The sequence below is a fragment of the Microbacterium sp. genome (assembly GCF_043427715.1).
GTDB lineage: Bacteria > Actinomycetota > Actinomycetes > Actinomycetales > Microbacteriaceae > Microbacterium.
Genome location: NZ_JBHWTD010000082.1, coordinates 17,996 through 36,871 on the forward strand (window position 1 = coordinate 17,996; position 18,876 = coordinate 36,871).

Genomic DNA, 18,876 nt, shown 5'->3' on the forward strand with positions numbered 1-18,876 from the left:
CCTTCAACGGCTCTTCCTCACACTCGGGACAGGACGTCGACCATGGTAGCGACGACGGCGAACGGATGCCAGGGGTCGGCGCTTCCACTCGGCACCGACCCCTGGCATCCGACCCCATGGTCACGCCGGTTGGTGGACCCAGGTCCGCTCGTCCCCCGTCCAGCGGTTCACGGCCGTGGGCAGGCCGGACGCCTGCTCGTACATCCGTGAGAACGCCGGCGCGAAGGCGTCGTTCACTCGGTCCAGGCGGTCCTGCTCCTCGCGGATGCCGGGCATCTCGGCGCGGAACGACGCGATGACGGCGTCCTCGTCGATGAGCGTCAGCCGGCCGTCGAGGACGGTGGTGACGCCGTCGACCATCACCCGGACGATTGAGGATCCGTTCTCGCTGTAGACCAGGTGGTTCTCGAGCTTGTTCGTCGGCAGGAAAGCGAGCGTCTCGGTGTCGAACATGACGAGATCTGCGCGCTTGCCGACCTCGATCGACCCGACCGAGCTGTCCAGGACGGCGCTGCGCGCACCGCCGATCGTCGCCGCACGCAGAACCTCGTCGACGGTCGACCAGCGGGTCAGGTCGGGTTCTGTCACCTTGTGCAGCAGAGCGGCCGTCTTCATGACCTCCATGAGCCGGGGAGTGTCGCTCGAACTGCACCCGTCGGTGCCGAGGCCGAGGTTCACACCCGCATCGTGGTAGCGCCGCCACGGCAGCACGCCGGAGCCGAGCTTGAGGTTGGAGATGGCGTTGTGCGATACCGACGTGCCGCGACGCGCGATCCGCTCGATGTCCTCGTCGGTGACCCAGATGCCGTGAGCGAACGTCGTCCGCTCGCTCATGGCGCCGATGCCGTCGAGGTGTTCCACGAGGGTCTGTCCGCCGTAGAGCTCATCGCCGGTGACCGCCTGGGTCCTCGTCTCCAGGACGTGGATGTGCACCTCCGCGTCGTACTCCGCGGCCAACTCGGTCGCGCCGACCAGCAGGTCGTCGGTGCACCGCTGCGGTCCGGATGGCGCCAGCATGTACCGGACCCGTCCGCCGGCCGTCCCGTGGTGGCGCTCGAAGGCCGTCCGCGAGTAATCGAGGTACTCGTCGGCCGACAGCACGGGTTGTGCCCGCACCTGACGCACGAGGTCGTCGGGGAGCCAGTCGGCCACGAAGGGCAGCGTGTCGACGAACGGCCGGTTGATGATGTGACCCGACACATTCGCCCGGATGCCGATGCTTTCGTACGCGCCCGCGACCGCGGCGAGCTGGTCGAGGTCCTGTCCCGGGGTCTCGAGAACGTCGTCGACCAGCGTCGTGACACCGTTCTTCATCGACTCCATCGCGAACATGAGTGTCCGCAGGCGCACGATATCGGGACTCGTCGGTGTCCCGCCGAGGATCGGGTAGGCGTACAGCATCCAGAGCTCGAGCGGCATGTTGTCGTAGCGACCCTTGTAGAGGTACTCCCACGAGTGCGTGTGCGCGTTGACGAACCCCGGCGTGACGAGCATGCCGGTGCCGTCGATGATCTCGTCGCCGGGCTGGGGCGCGAGATCCGTGCCGATCTCGGTGAAGACGCCGCCGTCGATCCGGATGTCCCGACTCGCCGGGGTCGACCCTGTTGCGGCATCCATCGTGATGACCTGCGCGCCACGGATGAGGGTGCCGGTCATGCGGACACCTCCGTTCCGACCGTGGTGGATGCCGCGTCCCCGGCGCCGACGTCCGTCGGGGCCTTTCCGAAGCGACGCGCGATCGCGTGGCAGACGGGGGCCGCGATGATCGCGACGATGATGCCCTGTACGGCGGGGCTGCCGATACCGGTGAACGCGCCGGACGCGGCGGCCGCCGTGCCGAGCAGGTAGGCGATGATGCCGGGCCACACGAACATGCCCACCCGGGTCACGTCGGTGCCGGGGTCGCGTCGACGCCACACGAAGAGGTAGGTGCCGATGATGACGCCGCCGAGCGGCGGGATCACGGTGCCCAGGGTCACGAGGAAGCCGATCAGCGCGTTGGCGACGCCCGTCACGGCAAGGGCGATTCCGACGATCACGCCGATGATGATGAACGGTCGCTTGTCGTTGCGGTTCGCGAGCTCGGCACCGGCGACCCCGAACGCGTAAGCGGTGTTGTCGTTCGTGGTCCAGAGGTTGAACGTCAGCAGCAGGACGCCCATGAGCGCGAGTCCCATCGTGAACAGGAGCGCCGTGAAGTCCGGTTCGCCGAAGGCGATCGCACCGATCCCGCCGAAGACAAGCATCGCCGTCTCGATCACCAGGAGGACGCCGAGGCAGATGAGGAAGGCAGTGCGTGGGCTCTTCGCGAACCGAGTCCAGTTGCCTACCTGCGTTCCGCCGGAGATGAACGTGCCGATCATCATGGTGATCGCCAGGCCCGGTGACAGCGAGCCGTCGCCGGTGGTCGCGAACATCGCGGTCCAGCCGCCCACCTCATCGACGGAGACGACCGTGATCCAGATGCAGAGCGCGAACATGAGCGGGACCGACACCCAGGACAGGATCTCGATGCCTTTGAAGCCCCAGTACGCGGTCGTCGCCATCACCAGGCCACCCACGATCGCGAGGGGCCACGAGACCTCCCAACCGATCGCGGACGCGAGGAGGTCGGCGAAGATGCCGACGGTGATGCCGTACCACCCGATCTGCGTGCCACCCAGGACGATCGAGGCCCACTTGCCTCCGACTCGCCCGAGCGACAGTCGGGCGAGGAGGACCGTCGAAAGACCCGTCGCCGCACTTGTCGCGCCGAGCGTCGCGATGTAGAGGGCGAGCACCACCGACGCGACGGCGGCGAGCCCGACGAACGCAGCGAACCCGAACGCGCCGGCGACTTGGCCGCCGGTGACCATCGTCGGGGTGAAGAAGATGAAGCCGGCGACGACGACGAGGATGGCGAACCATCCTTGCCGGGCGCTGTGGGGGACGCGGCCGAGCGGGTAGTCGCGGTCGACGCGCTCCGGGGCGGCGGATGCCGCAGTGGTCGAGGTCATGAGCACTCCTTTCCGAGTGGTCACATCCCACGCGTCCTGTGTTTCGATCCCGTTGCACGGCGCAGAAGAGTGGATCCGGTGACAGCGGGCCGGGTCGGTGGGTGTGTGAATCTCCACCTGTCCGAAACGACGGTGTCATCGGAGCGAAATCGGCGGGTCGTACGGTGACGACGTGCTCCCGACCGAACCGCGCCTCGTCGCGGACGTCGACGTCCTCCGGGTGGGCGATCTCCTCCGCTGGGGACACCCTCGGATCGACCTCGTCGGCGAGTCGGTAGGTCTCGATCGCGCCGTGCGGTGGGGGTTGCCCACCGACCTGCTCGACCCGTCGCCGTATCTGCGCGGTGGGGAGCTCGTCCTGACGTCAGGAATCTCGATCCGGGATGCCGCGTCTCAGCGTGCGTTCGTGCGGTCGGTCCGGCGTACCCGTCCCGCGGCCATCGGCTACGCCTTGGGAGTCGTGGAATCGGCGGTGCCTTCGGCGTTGATCTCAGCGGCGAACGCCGCGGGGTTGGCGGTGCTGTCGGTGCCGCCAGATGTGCCGTTCGTCGAGATCACCCGTCGGATCGCCCACGAACAGCAGCGGCACGACGCCGAGGAGCTTGCGCGGGAATCAGTGGGAGCGATCTTCGACATGGTCCGCCGCGGCCACGCCAGCGCTGTCGTTCTTCGCGAGCGCCTCATCCACGTGCTCGGGGATGTTCCCGGGGTGTGGGTCCTGGCAGCGCGGGGGCGCGTGCTGCGTCGACTTGACTCGGCCCTGGTGGGAACGACCGGCGGATTCTCCGTCGCTGTCGTGGCCGCGACACAGCCAGGTCCGCCCACCGACGATCTGCTGGCGGGGGATGTGGGGTGGAGCGGCCCGGTGGATCCGGCCGCCCTCGCGGGAGCGTTGCGTGAGGCGATTGCGGCGGCGTCCCTCGCGGCACGGCACGGAGCGCCTCGGGGCCCCCGAGATCTCGCGACATGGGAGGGTCTCATCGAGCGACTCACTCCCGAGCAGCTCGCTCCCTTCCGCGACCGCCTGCTCGCACCTCTCATCGAGTATGACGCGCGCCACCGGACCACACTCCTCGAGACGGTCGAGCGATTGTGTCAGCGAGACGGATCCGTCATCTCCACGGCGAGCGATCTCTTCGTGCACGTCAACACGGTGCGCAAGCGGGTGGAGCGCATCGAAACCTTGACCGGGCTCAGCCCGCTCGACACCCGGGGCCGTGCGGCCTTCCTCGTAGCGCTCGTCGCTCGAGGAGCCGGGGTCAGCTGATCGCCGCCAGCCGTTTCTCCAGGAAGACCCGCACGTCGTGCAGCTCGTCGGCCGAGACGGCGTGGGCGAGGCCCGGGTAGACGCGGCCGCTGAGCTCCACGTGCGCGGGCAGCCACTGCGCGGTGTGTTCGATGAACGGCTGCGGGATCACCTGGTCGTGGCTGCCGCGGCCCCAGAACACCGGCGGCTTGACTTCGGCGAGCCGCGCGTCGGTGGCAAGCGGCTCGGGGAAGGCGTACCCAGCGAGGTTCACGGCGAACGCGAGGTCGTCGGGTCGCTGGCGGAGGGCCTGAAGCGAGATGACCCCGCCCTGCGAGAAGCCGAGCAGCCCGACCAGCGGGGCGTCACCGCGGACCGCGTCGATGAACTCCCACACGCCCGCGGCCGACGCCTGCACCTCGTCGGGGTCACGCCCTTCCACGCCGTCGATCGTGAACCAGGAATACCCCGGCATCGGGAAGCGGGGCGCCAGCGGTGCGCGGACGGATGCCACGACGTACGCGTCCGGAAGGTGCGGCGTCAGGGCGAAGAGGTCCTCCTCGTTCGAGCCGTACCCGTGCAGGAGGACGAGCAGGGGACGACCGGCCCGCTCCTGCGCGGGCGCGGACCAGAGCACGGCATCCGGATCGAGAAGGGGCGCAGAGGTCATGGCACCATCCTGCCGCAGGGCGCCGACCCTTCGCCGAGCCCACCGGTGCCCGGCGACGCGGCATCCGCTCGGGTATACATGAGGCATGGCCGTCCGCACCCCCGACCCCGACCCGAACGAGCGCGACGACGACGGATCGCACGACCCGTTGCGCGGATTGGGATCGATGAGCAGTCAGGGGTCGTCGGGCAACCCGGCGTGGCTCACCGACGTCGAGCTCGCCGAGGCGCGCCGACGGATTCCGATGCTCTACGTCGAGGCGATCCCCGTGCGGACCGACGGCATGGGCGCGGTCACCGAGGTCGGCGTGCTGCTGCGCGCGACGCCCATGGGCGAGATCACCCGCACGATCGTCTCGGGTCGGGTGCGCTACGGCGAGACGGTGCGCGATGCGCTGTTCCGCCACCTCGAGAACGACCTCGGGCCGATGGCCTTCCCGCTGCTGCCGCCGCAGCCGACCCCGTTCACGGTCGCCGAGTACTTCCCGATCCCCGGTGTCAGCGCGTTCCACGACGACCGGCAGCACGCCGTGTCGCTCGCCTTCGTCGTGCCGGTGACCGGCACGTGCGAACCCCGGCAGGATGCCCTCGAAGTGACCTGGATGTCGCCCGAGGAGGCCGCATCGGAGTCGCTGGCCGCCGAGATGGAGGGCGGCCGTTCGACGCTCCTGCGCCTCGCTCTCGCGTCCGTCGGCTCCTTGCGCTGAGCCGCGCGCTGAGCGAAGAGCTCAGCCGCGCGTCAGTGCCGACAGCTCCGCCACGAAGGCGTCGACGTCGGTCTCGCTGGTGTCGAAGGAGCACATCCAGCGCACCTCGCCGCGCGCGGCATCCCAGTCGTAGAACCGGAACTTCTCGCGCAGTCGGTCGGCGACTCCCTCGGGGAGCGTCGCGAAAACGCCGTTCGACTGCGTCGGCTGGGTGAACCCGACACCGCGGATCGAGCCGTCGGCCACCCCCGCTTCGACGGCCGCGCGCAGGCGCCGTGCCATGTCGTTCGCGTGACGGGCGTTGCGCAGGTACAGGTCGCCCTCGTACAGCGCGACGAGCTGTGCCGAGACGAATCGCATCTTCGAGGCGAGCTGCATGTTGAGCTTGCGGAGGTAGCGCAGACCCTCGGATGCCGCGGGGTCGAGCACCACGATCGCCTCGGCGGCGAGGGCGCCGTTCTTCGTGCCGCCGACGCTCACGACGTCGACGCCGGCGTCGCGGGTGAACGCGCGCAGTGGCAGGTCGAGCGCCGCTGCGGCGTTCGACAGGCGGGCGCCGTCGAGGTGGAGGCGCATGCCGCGCTCGTGGGCGTGGTCGGCGAGGGCGCGGATCTCGTCCGGCGTGTACAGGGTGCCGAGTTCGGTCGACTGCGTGATCGAGACCACCAGCGGCTGTGCGCGGTGCTCGTCGCCCCAGCCCCACGCCTCGCGGTCGACGAGCTCAGGGGTGAGCTTGCCGTCGTCGGTGGGCACATTGAGGATCTTGATGCCGGCGACCCGCTCGGGTGCGCCGCCCTCGTCGACGTTGATGTGGGCGGTGGATGCCGCGACGACCGCGCCCCAGCGGGGGATCATCGACTGCAGACCGGTGACGTTCGCACCGGTGCCGTTGAAGACCGGGAAGGCCTCGACGCCCTCGCCGAAGTGGCTCTCGAAGACCCGCTGGAGGCGTTCGGTGTAGAGGTCTTCGCCGTAGGCGATCTGGTGTCCGTCGTTGGCGGCGGTGATGGCCGCCAGCACCTCCGGGTGCACGCCGGAGTAGTTGTCGCTGGCGAAGGAGCGGACCGTGGGGTCGTGGAGCGTCGTCACCTTCTCAGCCTAGATCGCGACGGCCGAGCGGGTACCGTGGCACGGAGCCCGGGCGCCCTCCTTGTCGGTGTCGGAACCCGGTCCTACCCTCTGATCATGACCGACGTTCCGTCGAGTTCCACACCGTCCCCCGACGCTCCGACACACGTCGTTCCGCCCGGCGGGATGCGCACCTTCCTGCACGTCCTCGTGAACACCGCCGTCGCCAACATCACGACGAGCTTCCTCTGGTTCGCGCTGACGTTCTGGGTGTACCTGGAGACGCAGTCGGTGCTGGCCACGGGCATCATCGGCGGCGCGTACATGCTGCTGCTGGCCGTGTTCGGCATGGTCTTCGGCACCCTCGTCGACCGGTTCCGCAAGCACTCGGTGATGATCGTGTCGGGACTTGTCACCCTGATCGCGTTCCTGGCGGCCGGGGCCATCTACCTGTCGCAGCCCGAGTCGGCCCTCCTCGACCTCGGGCGACCGTGGTTCTGGCTGTTCTCGGCGGTCATCCTCGCCGGCGCGGTCATCGAGAACCTCCGCAACATCGCGCTGTCGACCACGGTGACCCTGCTGGTGCCGACCGAGCGCCACGCGAACGCCAACGGCATGGTGGGCACGGTCCAGGGGCTCGCCTTCGTCGTGACGAGCGTGCTCTCCGGCTTCGCGATCGGTCTGCTCGGCATGGGCTGGACCCTCGCGATCGCGATCGCCCTCACCGCCATCCCGCTCGTGCACCTGCTGATGCTGCGGATTCCCGAGGAGCGGCCGGTCGTCGAGACGGGCTCGACGATCATCGACGTGCGCGGGGCGGCGGCGGCGATCCGCGCCGTGCCGGGCCTGTTCGCGCTGATCCTGTTCTCGACGTTCAACAACTTCATCGGCGGCCTCTACATGGCCCTCATGGATCCGTACGGTCTGACGCTCTTCCCGGTCGAGATCTGGGGGGTCATCCTCGCCGTCACCGCCACCGGCTTCATCATCGGCGGGAGCATCGTGGCCGCGAAGGGGCTCGGCCGCAATCCGATCCGCACCCTGCTGCTGGTCGTCGTGGCGATGGGTGTCCTCGGCGCGGTCTTCACGCTCCGCGAGTGGTGGTTGCTCTTCGGCCTCGGAATCTGGGTGTACATGGCCCTCATCCCCGTCGTGGAGTCGGCCGAACAGACCGTCATCCAGAAGGTGGTGCCCTTCGAGCGTCAAGGACGCGTGTTCGGTGCGGCGACCGCGCTCGAGGTCTCTGCAGCCCCGATCACGTCGTTCGCGATCGCTCCGCTGGCCGAGTTCTGGATCATCCCGTACTTCCGCGCCGATGCAGGCCAGGCGCAGTGGGCATGGCTCCTCGGCGAGGGGGAGGCGCGCGGCATCGCCATGATCTTCCTCGTCGGCGGCCTCGTCATGGTCGCCGCCGCGCTCGCCGCATTCGCCACCCGGTCGTATCGCACCCTGTCGCGGGCGTACGCGGCCGCGCCCGAGACGACGGAGGGCGATGCCGCAGCGGCATCCGACCCTCCGCCGATGCCGTCGTCGTCGCGCGAAGCCGCCGGCGGCGCCGCGGCAATCGACTGACCGAGCTGCCGCTCAGTCGTCGGTGCCGCGGATGCCGGCGGTCGACGCGATCACGGGGCGCATCTTCTTCTCGAGCGCCTCGAAGAACATCGACAGCGGGAACTCGTCATCGAGGACCGCGTCGGTGTACCCCTTCGGCGGACCGGCGAGGATCTCGTCGGGGAGTCCCCGCGCCCAGCGGGATGCCGGGTGCGGGGTGACGGTCTCCCGGACGAGGTCGTACGCGGCGAGCCAGTGCGCGACCTTCGGACGGTCGATCGACTCCCAGTAGAGCCGGTCGATGGCGTCGGCGAGCTCGATGACGGCGTCGGCCACCCGCTCCCACTCGAAGGCGAGCGACGTGTCGGTCCAGTGCAGCACGCCGCGGCGGTGCAGCCAAGCGAACAGCAGCTGCCCGCCGAGGCCGTCGTAGTTGCGCTCGCGGGTGCCGGTGATGGCAAAACGGAAGATGCGGTCGAAGATCACGGCGTACTGCACGAGACCGGCGTGCTCGAGCATCTCGGCATCCGTCGCCGTCAGGTCGGACTCCGCAGAGAGGCGCCGCTCGATGCTCACGCACTCGCGGAACGCGGTGAGGTCGCAGCGCAGCTCTTCGAGGGAGTACAGGAAGTACGGCATCCGCTGCTTGATCATGAACGGATCGAACGGCAGGTCGCCGCGCATGTGGGTGCGGTCGTGGATCAGGTCCCACATGACGAAGGTCTTCTCGGCCAGTGCCTGGTCGTCGAGCAGCCGCGCGGCCGCCTCGGGCAGGTCGAGACGGGTGATCTCGGATGCCGCGCGCACCACGCGCCGGTATCGGGCGGCCTCGCGGTCCTGGAAGATCGCACCCCAGGTGAAGGTGGGGACCTCGCGCATCGCGACGGTTTCGGGGAAGAGCACCGCGGAGTTGGTGTCGTAGCCGGGCGTGAAGTCGAGCAGGCGCAGCGAGACGAAGAGCCGGTTCGTGTAGGTCTGCTCGAGCGCGTCGATGAACTCGGGCCAGATGACCTCGACGAGCACCGCTTCGACCTTGCGCTCGCGGGACCCGTTCTGCGTGTACATCGGGAACACGACGAGGTGGCGGAGCCCGTCGACCCGATGCCGCTGCGGCTGGAAGGCGACGAGTGAGTCGAGGAAGTCGGGCACGCCGAAGCCCGATCGCTCCCACCGCTCGAAGTCGGCGATGCTCGCGTCGAGGTAGGCCGCGTCGTGGGGGAAGGCGGGGGCCAGTGCGCGGATGCCGGCGATGATCGCCGCGACGTGCTCGCGCGCCGCCTCTTGATCGGCGGAGATCGAACCGTCGGCGCTCTGCAGGTCCTGAAGGGAGGTCGCGGCATCCTTCAGCAGACGCCAGGCGGCGGAGTCGGGCGCCGTGCGGGGGTCCTCGACCACCTCGGGCATTCCGATGATCGTCGGGGGTGTGGCGACGGTGCTCATGATGGACCTCCCATCGGTCTCGAGAAACGGTTCGCGAGGGATTCTACGGGAATCTTTCCTGTCGATGCAGTCTATGTCAGGAAGATCACCTGTCGTTGCGGGTGGAGTAACGTCGGATCGTGGCTTCCGACGAGACGATCCCCGCGTTCAGCGACGCCGCGGATGCCGCGATCGTCGCCGAGCTCGCCGTCAATGCCCGGGCGACTCTCGCCGAACTCGCCGCCGCCGCGGGACTGTCGGTGTCGGCGACGCAGGCTCGGGTGCGTCGCCTCGAGACCCGCGGGGTCATCCGCGGCTACCGCGCCGTCATCGAACCCGAAGCGGTCGGCAAGCCCCTCGCCGCGTTCGTCGAGATCACGCCGCTCGACCCCGGCCAGCCCGACAACGCCCCCGAGCTGATCGCGCACCTCGACGAGATCGAGGCGTGCCATTCGATCGCCGGCGACGCCGCATACATGCTCTTCGTGCGCGTCGCGACGCCGCGCGATCTGGAGCGACTGATCCGCGACATCCGCAGCGCCGCAGCCGTCAACACCCGGACGACGGTCGTGCTGCAGACCTTCTTCGAGAACCGCCCGGTGCGCCCCGCCTGACTCCGGCACGCCGACGTCGAGGCTGTCAAGAGGATCAGTCGCCGGCTCGCTGCGGCGTAACCTCGGGGCGTGACGGACGAGAGTGCAGCGCCAGGCCGCGCGACGGCAGCGGCGTTCTCGTGGTGACCAACACCCGTTCGGGGGTCTCCGTCGGGCGCCCCGATCGCACCGCCGACGTGCGGCGCCGCCTGCCGCGGGCGGTCGTCCACGAGCTCGGCGAGGAGGAGCCCCTCGACGAGGTCGTCGCCGCGGCCGTGTCGCGGGAGGAGGCGCCGCGCGTGCTGGCGATCCTTGGCGGCGACGGCTCGGTATCGCGCGCAGCCCACCTCGCGCGCCGCCACGATCTCGAGCTTCTCGTGCTGCCGCAGGGCACGTTCAACCACTTCGCCCGGTCCATCGGGGTCGCCGACGTCGACGCGGGTCTCGAGGCCTACTTCTCCGGCGCGGTGCGGCCGATCGCCGTGGCCGAGGTGACGGTCGATGACCGCGACCCGATCACCGTTCTCAACGCGGTCTCGGTCGGCGCCTACCCCGAGATGCTCGCTGAGCGGGAGCGACGCACGAGTTTGGGCAAGTGGATCGGCGGTGCCGTCGCTGCGTGGCGCGCGCTCCACGATGCCCACGCTGTCGGCATCGTCCGCGGCGGCCGTCGCGCATCGGTGTGGTCGGTCTTCGTCGGCGTCGGCCGCAACGACCCCGACCGCATCGCGATGATGCAGCGGGCCACCCTCGACGACCCCGTCGTCGACGTCCGCATCCACCACGCCCGCGGAACGCGCATGCGGGCGGTGGCATCGCTGGCGTTCGGCCGACGCTCGATCTTGGTGCTGCGCACGGTCCGCCTCATGCCGCCGGCATCCGATTTCGAACGGATCGTGTCGGCAGACATCGACCTCGAGGTCCGTGCCGGGAGCGCCCCTGACATCTACGTGCACGACGGCGAGCTCGAGCAGGTCGGACAGGACGGGTTCCGCCTGCGCGTCTCGGCGATCGATCAGGGGCTGCGCGTCTATCTACCCGGGCGCTGACGCACGATACATCGCTGGGTGGATGCCGCGCCGCGCGCCGCCGCGTAACGTCGAAGGGTGTTCCGCCAGCTCCGACCCCTCCAGGTGGTCTTCGACGTCCTGGTCGCGTTCGGCTTCGCGCTCGTCGCGCTGCCGGCCGAACTCGTCACGTCGGCTGCACCGGGGACGGAGTGGGTCGCCGTCGTCCTGGTGCTCATCATGGCCGCCGCGGTGGCGGTTCGCCGACTGTCGCCGGGGCTGTCGCTCGGCGTGGCGTGGACTGGCGCGCTGCTGCAGATGACGGCGGAGCGGAACCCCGGCTTCGTCGACATCGCGATCTTCGCGGTGCTGTACGTCACGGCGGCGTACGGCTCGCGCCTCGTGTTCTGGGCGGGCCTCGCCTCGGTCGGCGTCGGCTCGGCGGCGATCACGATCTACCTGTTCCGCTGGGGTCTCATCGGCCAGTTCTCGTGGTCCGACCTCCCCTCCGCCGTGGCCATTCTCATCGCGGCGCTGTTCGCGCTGGGGCTCGCGTGGACCAGCGGCGCCCTCGTGCGCAACGTCCTCCGTGGCCGCGCCACGCGTGCCGCACAGGTCCGCGCCGAAGCCGAGACAGCGGCGGAGCAGGAGCGCACCCGGATCGCGCGCGACATGCACGACATCGTCGCCCACTCGCTCGCCGTGATCATCGCGCAGTCCGACGGCGCTCGCTATGCCGCCGCGGCCGATCCCGCCGCCCAGTCGGCGGCGCTCGGCACGATTTCGACGACGGCGCGGTCGGCGCTGTCGGATGTCCGCCTGCTGCTGACCCAGCTGCGTCACTCCCAGTCCGACGGCCCGCAGCCGACTCTCGCCGATCTCGAACAGCTGTACGCGCAGGTGCGCGCCGCCGGGGTCGAACTGCGTGTCGACGTCGATCCCGCCCCGCCGGGGAGGTGCCCGCGTCCGTGGAGCTCGCGGTCTACCGCATCCTCCAGGAGGCACTGACCAACGCCTTGCGCCACGGCAGTGGTGGACCCGTCGACGTATCCCTCGCCTGGTGGGGCGATCGCGTCGATCTGCGGGTGCGCAACGAGGCGGCATCCGAACCCGGCGCCGAGCGCCGCGTGCCCGGGCACGGCCTCATCGGCATGCGCGAGCGCGCGCAGCTGATCGGCGGCCGCCTTGATGCCGGTCCCGACGGCTCCGCGTTCGTCGTGTCCGCCACCCTTCCCGTTCGTGCGGACGATGGGCTGCGCGCCCCCGCCACTGATTCCCCGCGAGAGTTCTCATGACCGTGATCCGTGTCGTCCTGGTCGACGATCAGGCGCTGTTCCGTGCCGGCATCCGCATGGTGGTCTCGTCGCAGCCCGACCTCGAGGTGGTCGGCGAGGCGTCCGACGGCGCTCAGGCGCTCGACGTGGTGCGCGCCACCCGCCCGGACGTCGTGCTGATGGACATCCGGATGCCGGTGATGGACGGCCTGACCGCGACGGCGACGCTGCTGGGCGACCCCGATCCGCCGAAGGTGGTCATGTTGACGACGTTCGACCTCGACGAGGCGGCGGCGCGAGCGATCCAGCAAGGGGCGAGCGGATTCCTCCTGAAGGATGCCGATCCGGAGTTCCTCCTCGCGGCGATCCGCACCGTGCACGCCGGTTCGTCAGTGATCGCCGCCGCCGCGACCCGACAGCTCTTCGCCTCCCTGGGGCAGCCCACGCGGGCCGTGCCCCCGGCGTACGCCGACCTCACCGATCGGGAGCGGGAGATCTTCGCGCTCGCCGCCCGCGGGCTGTCGAACGCCGAGATCGCCGCGCGCGAGTTCCTGTCGGAGGCGACGGTGAAGACACATGTGTCCCGCATCCTCGCGAAGCTCGCGCTGCGCGACCGCGTGCAGCTCGTCGTCTTCGCGTTCGAACACGGCCTCGCCTGACGCCAGAGGCAGATCATCCTCGCGATGTACGTGCGAGCGACGAGCGACCGACGCGCGGGGATGTGTGCCCTTCGTAGCGTCGAAGACATGCAGATCACCACCTCCGACATGGGCCTCGCCGCCCGCGTCCAGAACCTCACGAAGACCTTCGGCGCGGGAGAGTCGACCGTCCGCGCCCTCGACGACGTCACCGTCGGAATCCGTCGCGGCGAGTTCACCGCCATCATGGGCCCCTCCGGGTCGGGCAAGTCCACGCTCATGCACATCATGGCGGGGCTCGATGCGCCGACGTCGGGTCGCGTGTGGATCGGCGACACCGACATCACCGGGATGAAGGACATCGACCTCACGGTGCTCCGGCGCCGCCGGGTCGGCTTCATCTTCCAGGCGTTCAACCTCGTGCCCACGCTCGACGCGATCGGCAACATCCTGCTGCCGTTCGACCTCGACGGCCGCCGGCCCACGTCGCTCGAGCGTTCGCGCATCGACGGTCTCGTCGAGACCCTCGGTCTCGGCGCCCGGCTCCGCCATCGCCCGCACGAGCTCTCCGGCGGCCAGCAGCAGCGCGTCGCGATCGCGCGCGCTCTCGCGACCGCGCCCGACCTCGTCTTCGCCGATGAGCCCACCGGGAATCTCGACTCCCGGTCGAGCCGCGAAGTGCTCACGCTGCTGCGCACCGCGAGTCGCGAGCGCGGACAGTCCATCGCGATGGTCACCCACGACCCGGTCGCGGCGTCGTACGCCGACCGCGTGCTGTTCCTCGGCGACGGCCGCATCGTCGCCGACAAGCCGGCGCAGACCGCGGAGCAGGTGTCGGCGTTCATGCTCGCTGCGGAGGTGTCGGCATGACCGCCGCGACCCTCGATCGGCGGATGCCGGCCCTCGCCGCGTCACGGCCGACGTTCGCCTGGCTGCGCGAGCGCGGGATGGGCGCCACGATCCTCGTCGCCGCGATCTCGACGGCTTTCGGCGTCGTGCTCCTGTCGGCCACCGGCTACCTGTCGGCGAGCTTCCGCGCGAACGACCTCTACGGCACCTCCGACACGATGACCCTCGTGCTCGCCGTGCTGAGCGTCATCCTTCTCGCCGTTGCGATCTACGTCGCGGCGATCGTCACCGCGAACACGTTCTCGACGATCATCGCGGGGCGCACACGCCGCATCGCCCTGATGCGACTCATCGGCGCGTCCGCGCGCTCGCAGCGCTCTGACGTGGCGGGCCAGGGCTTCGCCGTCGGTGCGATAGGCGCCGTGCTCGGCCTCGTCGGCGCAACGCTCGCCGTCGCCGCATCACTGCCGCTGCTCGACGGTGCGCTCGGTGTCAGCACCGACTACGCCGCCGCGCAGCCGGTGCTGCTCCTTCCCGCAGTGGCCGTCGCGCTCACCACATGGGCCGCCGCATGGGCCGGCTCCCGCCGGGTGCTGACCGTGACGCCGCTGCAGGCGCTCGGCGGCGCGGTGGAGCAGACCACCGAGGTGCTCGCGGGTCGGCGGGGCCGCAACGTCGGCGCATGGATCCTCGGGCTCGGCGGTGCGGCGCTCCTCGTGCTCGGCATCCTCGCCGGCATGGTCACCCCTGCGGGCGTCATCGTCTCGTTCGTCGGCGGACTGCTGTCCTTCACGGCGCTGACCCTGTCGGCGACGGCGATCCTGCCGCGGCTGCTCCGCGCGACCGGCCGGCTCTTCGGTGGCTCGGTCACGGCGCGTCTCGCGGCGGAGAACGCGGTCCGGTACCCGGAGCGTTCCAGCCGCATGGCCATCGGCGTCGTGATGGGCGTCGCGCTCGTCGTGATGTTCGCCGTCGCGGCCGAGTCGGCGAAGGCGTTGGTCGCGGCATCCAGTGGCGGGACGCCCGACGCGGCGTTCGAGCAGATGGTCGACTCCTTCTCGACGGTCATGATGAGCCTCGTCGCCGTCAGCGCCGTGATCGCGGCCGTCGGCCTCGTCAACCTGCTGACGATCGGCGTCGTGCAGCGCCGCCGCGAACTCGGCCTGCTGCGGGCCCTCGGGCTCACCGCGCCGCAGATCCGCCGGATGGTGCTCATGGAAGCGGCGCACGTCACCGTGACCGCCCTGGCTTTCGGGCTCGTGCTCGGCGTCGTCTACGGCTGGGTGGCGGCGCAGTCGCTGCTGGGCTCGGTGGCCATGCCGCCGCTCTGGATCTCGCCGACGTTCGTCGCTCCCGCCATCCCGTGGCTGCCGGTCGCGATCGTGATCGCAGCCACAGCCGCGCTTACCCTGGTGGCAGCGGTCATGCCGACACGCATCGCCACACGCACGGCGCCGGTCGAGGCGCTCGCCGACTGAGCGTCAGCGGTCGGCGGATTCGGGCCCGCCGTCCCCGTCCTGGGGTGCGGCGGGCTCGGAAGCCGCCTCGAGTTCGTAGGACCAGGTCGGTGCGAGGGCGCGCAGGCGCATCGCTCGGTACTGCCACATTCCCCAGAGGACAGGCCACAGCACGGGTGCGGCCACGCCGCCGATCACGAGTCGGTCGCGCCACAGCGTCTTGTCGGGGCGGCCGGGGACGGCGCTGACCGCCATCTGGTGATCCCAGACGTCGAGCTGGGAGAGGGGGCCGGTCAGCGGGATGCCGCTGTCGCGGAAGATGCGGACGGGGCCGCGCGAGTCCTCCGTGTAACGGTCTTCGACGTGGATGAGCTGACGGCCCACGTCCACCATGCCGAGCGCGCGCAACTGTACCGGCACGTCGTCGCCCGGCTCGTATGAGGGCGACGGATGCGCGTCCAGCGGAGACATCTGCAGGAGCGGGCCGTAGAGCTCGGCGACGGCGCGCGGCGAATGAAGCGCTCGCCAAGCGGCATCCGGAGTGCAGTCGAGTTCGAGCTTCAGGAGGATCCGCATGCGTCGAGTCTCGCATCGGACCGTCCGGCCGAGTACTGTGGGAGCGCTCCCAATCCGCATTTCCCGAAGGACCGCCATGCCGCTCGACCCCGCCATCGAATCGGGCGACCGCTCGCACACCCTCGCCCCCGTCGAATCCGTCGCCCAGATCTCGACGCTCCTGCTCGATACGGATCCGACGCTCGACCCCGGGCTGGCGCGGACCGCGCGTCAGGCCGCCGCCGAAGGCGTCGTGCTCCTCCGCAACGACGGCACGCTGCCGCTCGAAGGCCGCCGCGTGGCCGTGTTCGGTCGTGTGCAGATCGACTGGTTCGCGGTTGGGTACGGCTCCGGCGGAGACGTGAAGGTCCCCTACATCTGGAACCTCCTCGCGGGCCTGCGCGACACCGGCATCCAGGTCGACGGCGAACTCGCCGACCGGTACGCGTCGTGGACGGCGACGCACCGGCCGACTTTCGCCGCGACGTGGGGGCAGTGGCCGCACCACTTCCCCGAGATGCCGATCTCCGCGGGCGACGTCGCGGCGGCGGCACTGCGCGCGGACACCGCCGTCGTGGCGATCGGTCGTGCGGCGGGAGAGGCGCGGGAGAGCGTGCTGGAGCCCGGCAGCTACTACCTCACCGCTGACGAGCGTGCCCTGCTGGATGCCGTCACCGACGCATTCGCGCACACGGTCGTCGTGCTCGACGCCGGCAACGTCATGGACCTGTCGTGGCTCGCCGACTACGAACGGCGCATCGGCGCCGTGCTGTACGCGTGGCAGGGCGGGATGGAGGGTGCCCGCGCGGTGGCGAGCGTCCTGGCCGGAGAGCTCGCGCCCAGCGGAAAGCTGACCGACACGATCGCGCGCAGCTACGCCGACTACCCGAGCGCGCCGAACTTCGGACACCTGGACGCGAACGAGTACGTCGAGGACGTCTTCGTCGGGTACCGCTACTTCGAGACCTTCGCCCCGGAGCGCGTCCTCTTCCCCTTTGGGTACGGCCTCGGCTACACGACCTTCGCCGTGACGGTGGTCGATCAGGAGAAGGATGCCGCGTCGCTCCGGCTGACGGTCGAGGTGACGAACACCGGGTCGCGGGCGGGCAAGGAAGTCGTCCAGGTGTACGCGGGCGCTCCCGACGGCGCGCTCGGCAAGCCGGCCCGCTCGCTGGTCGCTTTCGCCAAGACGGCGCTCCTGCAGCCGGGCGAGCGTGAGCGCGTCGAGCTGACGGTCCGGCGCGACGACCTCGCCTCCTATGACGACGGTGGCGCGACCGGGCATCGCAGCTGCTGGGTGCTCGAGCCCGGCGAGTACCCGGTGTTCGTGGGGACGGACGTCCGCTCGGCGGCGCAGGTGGCGGCTTTCCACGTCACCGACCTCCACGTCATTCAGCGGCTGACCGAGGTCGCCGCACCCGTCGTCCCCTTCGAGCGCCTCACGCTCGCCCGCGGGGCCGACGGCTCGGCGGTGATCGCGCATGAGCCGGTCCCCACCGCGACCGCGTCGCGCCGCGACCGCATCACGGCAGGTCTGCCGCAGGAGATCCCCCCGACCGGCGACCGGGGCCTCACCCTCGGCATGGTCGCCGACGGCGCGGCATCCCTCGACGAGTTCATCGCCCAGCTGAGTGACGACGAGCTCGCGCTGCTCGCGCGCGGCGACGTCACGATGCACAGCCCGCTCGGCGCGCCGGGCAACGCCGGAGTGCTCGGCGGGGTGTCGGAGTCGCTCCGCGCCAAGGGGGTGGCGCCGATCACCACGACGGACGGACCGAGCGGGCTTCGACTGTCGGCGTACGCATCGCTCCTGCCCTCGGGCACCGCGCTCGCCTCGACCTGGAACACCGATCTCGTGCGCGAGCTGGCGGCGCTGCACGGCGAGGAGATGCTCCGGAAGGGGTCGGACGTGCTCCTGAGCCCGGGGATGAACATCCACCGCGATCCGCTGTGCGGCCGCAACTTCGAGTACTTCAGCGAAGACCCGGTCGTCACCGGCTCGATCGCCGCGGCCGTGGTGAGTGGCGTGCAGTCGGCGGGAGTGTCGGCCTGCCCCAAGCACTTCGCCGCCAACAACCAGGAGACCAACCGCACCCGCAACGACTCGCGCGTGTCGGAGCGCGCCCTGCGGGAGATCTACCTGCGCGGCTTCGAGATCTGCATCCGCGAGGCGAAGCCGAAGACGCTGATGACCTCGTACAACCAGATCAACGGCGTCTGGGCTCACTACCACCACGACCTCGTGACCAGGGTGCTGCGCGAGGAGTGGGGCTACGAGGGCGTCGTCATCACCGACTGGTGGATGGAGGATGCCGTCGACCCCGACTTCCCCGCCCTCGAGGACAACGCCTACCGCGTGCGCGCGCAGGTCGACGTGCTCATGCCCGGCGGCGTGAAGACCGAGGCGGGTCCGCAGGACTACGCCGACGACACGATCCTCGAGTCGCTCGCGCGCGAGGGTGGGCTCACCCGTGGCGAGCTGCAGCGCACCGCGCGGAACGTGCTGGGCCTCGCGCTCGCGCTCAAACCGGTGATCGACGCTCGTACGCTGGAGGCATGACCACGAGCCCGTTCGACCAGTCTCGCTACCAGCTGCGTTTCGACTGGGGGGTGGCGGGGCTGCACCGGCTCGCCCCGGCCGACATCGTCGTGGTGGTCGACGTGCTGCGGTTCTCGTCGACGGTGTCAGCTCGGGTCGCCGCGGGGGGGCGGTTTCAGAGTCCTAGCGCAACACCTCGTCGAGGAGGTTCGTTGTGTCGAGGAAGATTCCGTGGGCGACGCGGGCGGGCGCGGTTCGAGGGCTGATCGCGGGTCGTTCTGCGATCGAGTTCGCGCCGACTCTGGGTG

The 18,876-nt window shown here is 70.2% G+C and carries 17 protein-coding genes; 11 read left to right on the forward strand and 6 right to left on the reverse strand.

Annotated features, from left to right (window positions below; genetic code table 11):
- Positions 1-120 precede the first annotated feature (120 nt).
- On the reverse strand, positions 121-1,656 hold the full coding sequence (locus ACHFGS_RS08665; RefSeq protein WP_394278879.1) for an amidohydrolase family protein: 1,536 nt from the start codon (positions 1,654-1,656) through the stop codon (positions 121-123).
- Positions 1,653-2,996, reverse strand: a complete 1,344-nt coding sequence (codB, locus tag ACHFGS_RS08670; RefSeq protein WP_394278878.1) for a cytosine permease — start codon at positions 2,994-2,996, stop codon at positions 1,653-1,655. The genes ACHFGS_RS08665 and codB overlap by 4 nt, the downstream gene beginning before the upstream one ends.
- A gap of 172 nt (positions 2,997-3,168) precedes the next feature.
- On the opposite strand from codB, the gene ACHFGS_RS08675 reads away from it, so the two are divergent.
- The gene (locus ACHFGS_RS08675; RefSeq protein ID WP_394278877.1) at positions 3,169-4,263 is read left to right on the forward strand and encodes a PucR family transcriptional regulator; all 1,095 of its coding nucleotides are present in this window, start codon (positions 3,169-3,171) and stop codon (positions 4,261-4,263) included.
- Here ACHFGS_RS08675 and ACHFGS_RS08680 read toward each other — a convergent pair.
- Positions 4,256-4,912 (reverse strand): alpha/beta hydrolase, encoded by a 657-nt coding sequence (locus tag ACHFGS_RS08680; protein WP_394278876.1) that lies wholly within the window; start codon positions 4,910-4,912, stop codon positions 4,256-4,258. The genes ACHFGS_RS08675 and ACHFGS_RS08680 overlap by 8 nt on opposite strands.
- 85 nt (positions 4,913-4,997) lie before the next feature.
- On the opposite strand from ACHFGS_RS08680, the gene ACHFGS_RS08685 reads away from it, so the two are divergent.
- Positions 4,998-5,618 carry an NUDIX hydrolase family protein gene (locus ACHFGS_RS08685; protein ID WP_394278875.1) on the forward strand — a complete coding sequence of 207 codons (621 nt, stop codon included), beginning with the start codon at positions 4,998-5,000 and terminating at the stop codon, positions 5,616-5,618.
- Between the two features lie 21 nt (positions 5,619-5,639).
- Here ACHFGS_RS08685 and ACHFGS_RS08690 read toward each other — a convergent pair whose 3' ends face one another.
- Positions 5,640-6,707 carry a threonine aldolase family protein gene (locus ACHFGS_RS08690; RefSeq protein ID WP_394278874.1) on the reverse strand — a complete coding sequence of 356 codons (1,068 nt, stop codon included), beginning with the start codon at positions 6,705-6,707 and terminating at the stop codon, positions 5,640-5,642.
- A 165-nt stretch (positions 6,708-6,872) separates the two neighbouring features.
- Between ACHFGS_RS08690 and ACHFGS_RS08695 the strand changes: the two genes are divergently transcribed.
- Positions 6,873-8,258 carry an MFS transporter gene (locus ACHFGS_RS08695; protein ID WP_394278898.1) on the forward strand — a complete coding sequence of 462 codons (1,386 nt, stop codon included), beginning with the start codon at positions 6,873-6,875 and terminating at the stop codon, positions 8,256-8,258.
- A gap of 12 nt (positions 8,259-8,270) precedes the next feature.
- Here the strand turns inward: ACHFGS_RS08695 and ACHFGS_RS08700 are convergent, their stop codons facing one another.
- Positions 8,271-9,677 (reverse strand): DUF6421 family protein, encoded by a 1,407-nt coding sequence (locus ACHFGS_RS08700; RefSeq protein ID WP_394278873.1) that lies wholly within the window; start codon positions 9,675-9,677, stop codon positions 8,271-8,273.
- A 119-nt stretch (positions 9,678-9,796) separates the two neighbouring features.
- Here ACHFGS_RS08700 and ACHFGS_RS08705 point away from each other — a divergent pair, with 119 nt between their 5' ends.
- The 7 genes from ACHFGS_RS08705 (at position 9,797) to ACHFGS_RS08735 (ending at position 15,495) form a co-directional block, all read left to right on the forward strand.
- Complete coding sequence (locus tag ACHFGS_RS08705; RefSeq protein WP_394278872.1) at positions 9,797-10,270, forward strand: Lrp/AsnC family transcriptional regulator; 474 nt, start codon at positions 9,797-9,799, stop codon at positions 10,268-10,270.
- A gap of 122 nt (positions 10,271-10,392) precedes the next feature.
- Positions 10,393-11,298 carry a diacylglycerol/lipid kinase family protein gene (locus ACHFGS_RS08710; RefSeq protein WP_394278871.1) on the forward strand — a complete coding sequence of 302 codons (906 nt, stop codon included), beginning with the start codon at positions 10,393-10,395 and terminating at the stop codon, positions 11,296-11,298.
- Positions 11,299-11,355: 57 nt separating this feature from the next.
- Complete coding sequence (locus tag ACHFGS_RS08715; RefSeq protein WP_394278870.1) at positions 11,356-12,264, forward strand: sensor histidine kinase; 909 nt, start codon at positions 11,356-11,358, stop codon at positions 12,262-12,264.
- Complete coding sequence (locus tag ACHFGS_RS08720; RefSeq protein ID WP_394278869.1) at positions 12,225-12,551, forward strand: ATP-binding protein; 327 nt, start codon at positions 12,225-12,227, stop codon at positions 12,549-12,551. Before ACHFGS_RS08715 ends, ACHFGS_RS08720 begins: the two co-directional genes overlap by 40 nt.
- Positions 12,548-13,189 carry a response regulator gene (locus ACHFGS_RS08725; RefSeq protein WP_394278868.1) on the forward strand — a complete coding sequence of 214 codons (642 nt, stop codon included), beginning with the start codon at positions 12,548-12,550 and terminating at the stop codon, positions 13,187-13,189. The genes ACHFGS_RS08720 and ACHFGS_RS08725 overlap by 4 nt, the downstream gene beginning before the upstream one ends.
- A gap of 87 nt (positions 13,190-13,276) precedes the next feature.
- Positions 13,277-14,038 carry an ABC transporter ATP-binding protein gene (locus tag ACHFGS_RS08730; protein WP_394278867.1) on the forward strand — a complete coding sequence of 254 codons (762 nt, stop codon included), beginning with the start codon at positions 13,277-13,279 and terminating at the stop codon, positions 14,036-14,038.
- Complete coding sequence (locus ACHFGS_RS08735) at positions 14,035-15,495, forward strand: FtsX-like permease family protein (protein ID WP_394278866.1); 1,461 nt, start codon at positions 14,035-14,037, stop codon at positions 15,493-15,495. The genes ACHFGS_RS08730 and ACHFGS_RS08735 overlap by 4 nt, the downstream gene beginning before the upstream one ends.
- Positions 15,496-15,498: 3 nt before the next feature.
- On the opposite strand, the gene ACHFGS_RS08740 is transcribed toward ACHFGS_RS08735, so the two are convergent.
- Positions 15,499-16,050: a hypothetical protein gene (locus ACHFGS_RS08740; RefSeq protein ID WP_394278865.1), complete on the reverse strand. Its 552-nt coding sequence runs from the start codon at positions 16,048-16,050 to the stop codon at positions 15,499-15,501.
- Between the two features lie 76 nt (positions 16,051-16,126).
- Here ACHFGS_RS08740 and ACHFGS_RS08745 point away from each other — a divergent pair, with 76 nt between their 5' ends.
- Entirely contained in the window at positions 16,127-18,589 is a 2,463-nt protein-coding gene (locus tag ACHFGS_RS08745) for a glycoside hydrolase family 3 N-terminal domain-containing protein (RefSeq protein ID WP_394278864.1), read from the forward strand.
- Positions 18,590-18,876 lie beyond the last annotated feature (287 nt).

Excerpts from the sequence above, each read along its gene's own strand:
- ACHFGS_RS08665 (WP_394278879.1), bottom strand. The coding sequence starts at position 1,656 with ATGACCGGCACCCTCATCCGTGGCGCGCAGGTCATCACGATGGATGCC.
- codB (WP_394278878.1), bottom strand. The coding sequence starts at position 2,996 with ATGACCTCGACCACTGCGGCATCCGCCGCCCCGGAGCGCGTCGACCGC.
- ACHFGS_RS08680 (WP_394278876.1), bottom strand. The coding sequence starts at position 4,912 with ATGACCTCTGCGCCCCTTCTCGATCCGGATGCCGTGCTCTGGTCCGCG.
- ACHFGS_RS08685 (WP_394278875.1), top strand. The coding sequence starts at position 4,998 with ATGGCCGTCCGCACCCCCGACCCCGACCCGAACGAGCGCGACGACGAC.
- ACHFGS_RS08695 (WP_394278898.1), top strand. The coding sequence starts at position 6,873 with ATGCGCACCTTCCTGCACGTCCTCGTGAACACCGCCGTCGCCAACATC.
- ACHFGS_RS08700 (WP_394278873.1), bottom strand. The coding sequence starts at position 9,677 with ATGAGCACCGTCGCCACACCCCCGACGATCATCGGAATGCCCGAGGTG.
- ACHFGS_RS08725 (WP_394278868.1), top strand. The coding sequence starts at position 12,548 with ATGACCGTGATCCGTGTCGTCCTGGTCGACGATCAGGCGCTGTTCCGT.
- ACHFGS_RS08730 (WP_394278867.1), top strand. The coding sequence starts at position 13,277 with ATGCAGATCACCACCTCCGACATGGGCCTCGCCGCCCGCGTCCAGAAC.
- ACHFGS_RS08735 (WP_394278866.1), top strand. The coding sequence starts at position 14,035 with ATGACCGCCGCGACCCTCGATCGGCGGATGCCGGCCCTCGCCGCGTCA.
- ACHFGS_RS08740 (WP_394278865.1), bottom strand. The coding sequence starts at position 16,050 with ATGCGGATCCTCCTGAAGCTCGAACTCGACTGCACTCCGGATGCCGCT.
- ACHFGS_RS08745 (WP_394278864.1), top strand. The coding sequence starts at position 16,127 with ATGCCGCTCGACCCCGCCATCGAATCGGGCGACCGCTCGCACACCCTC.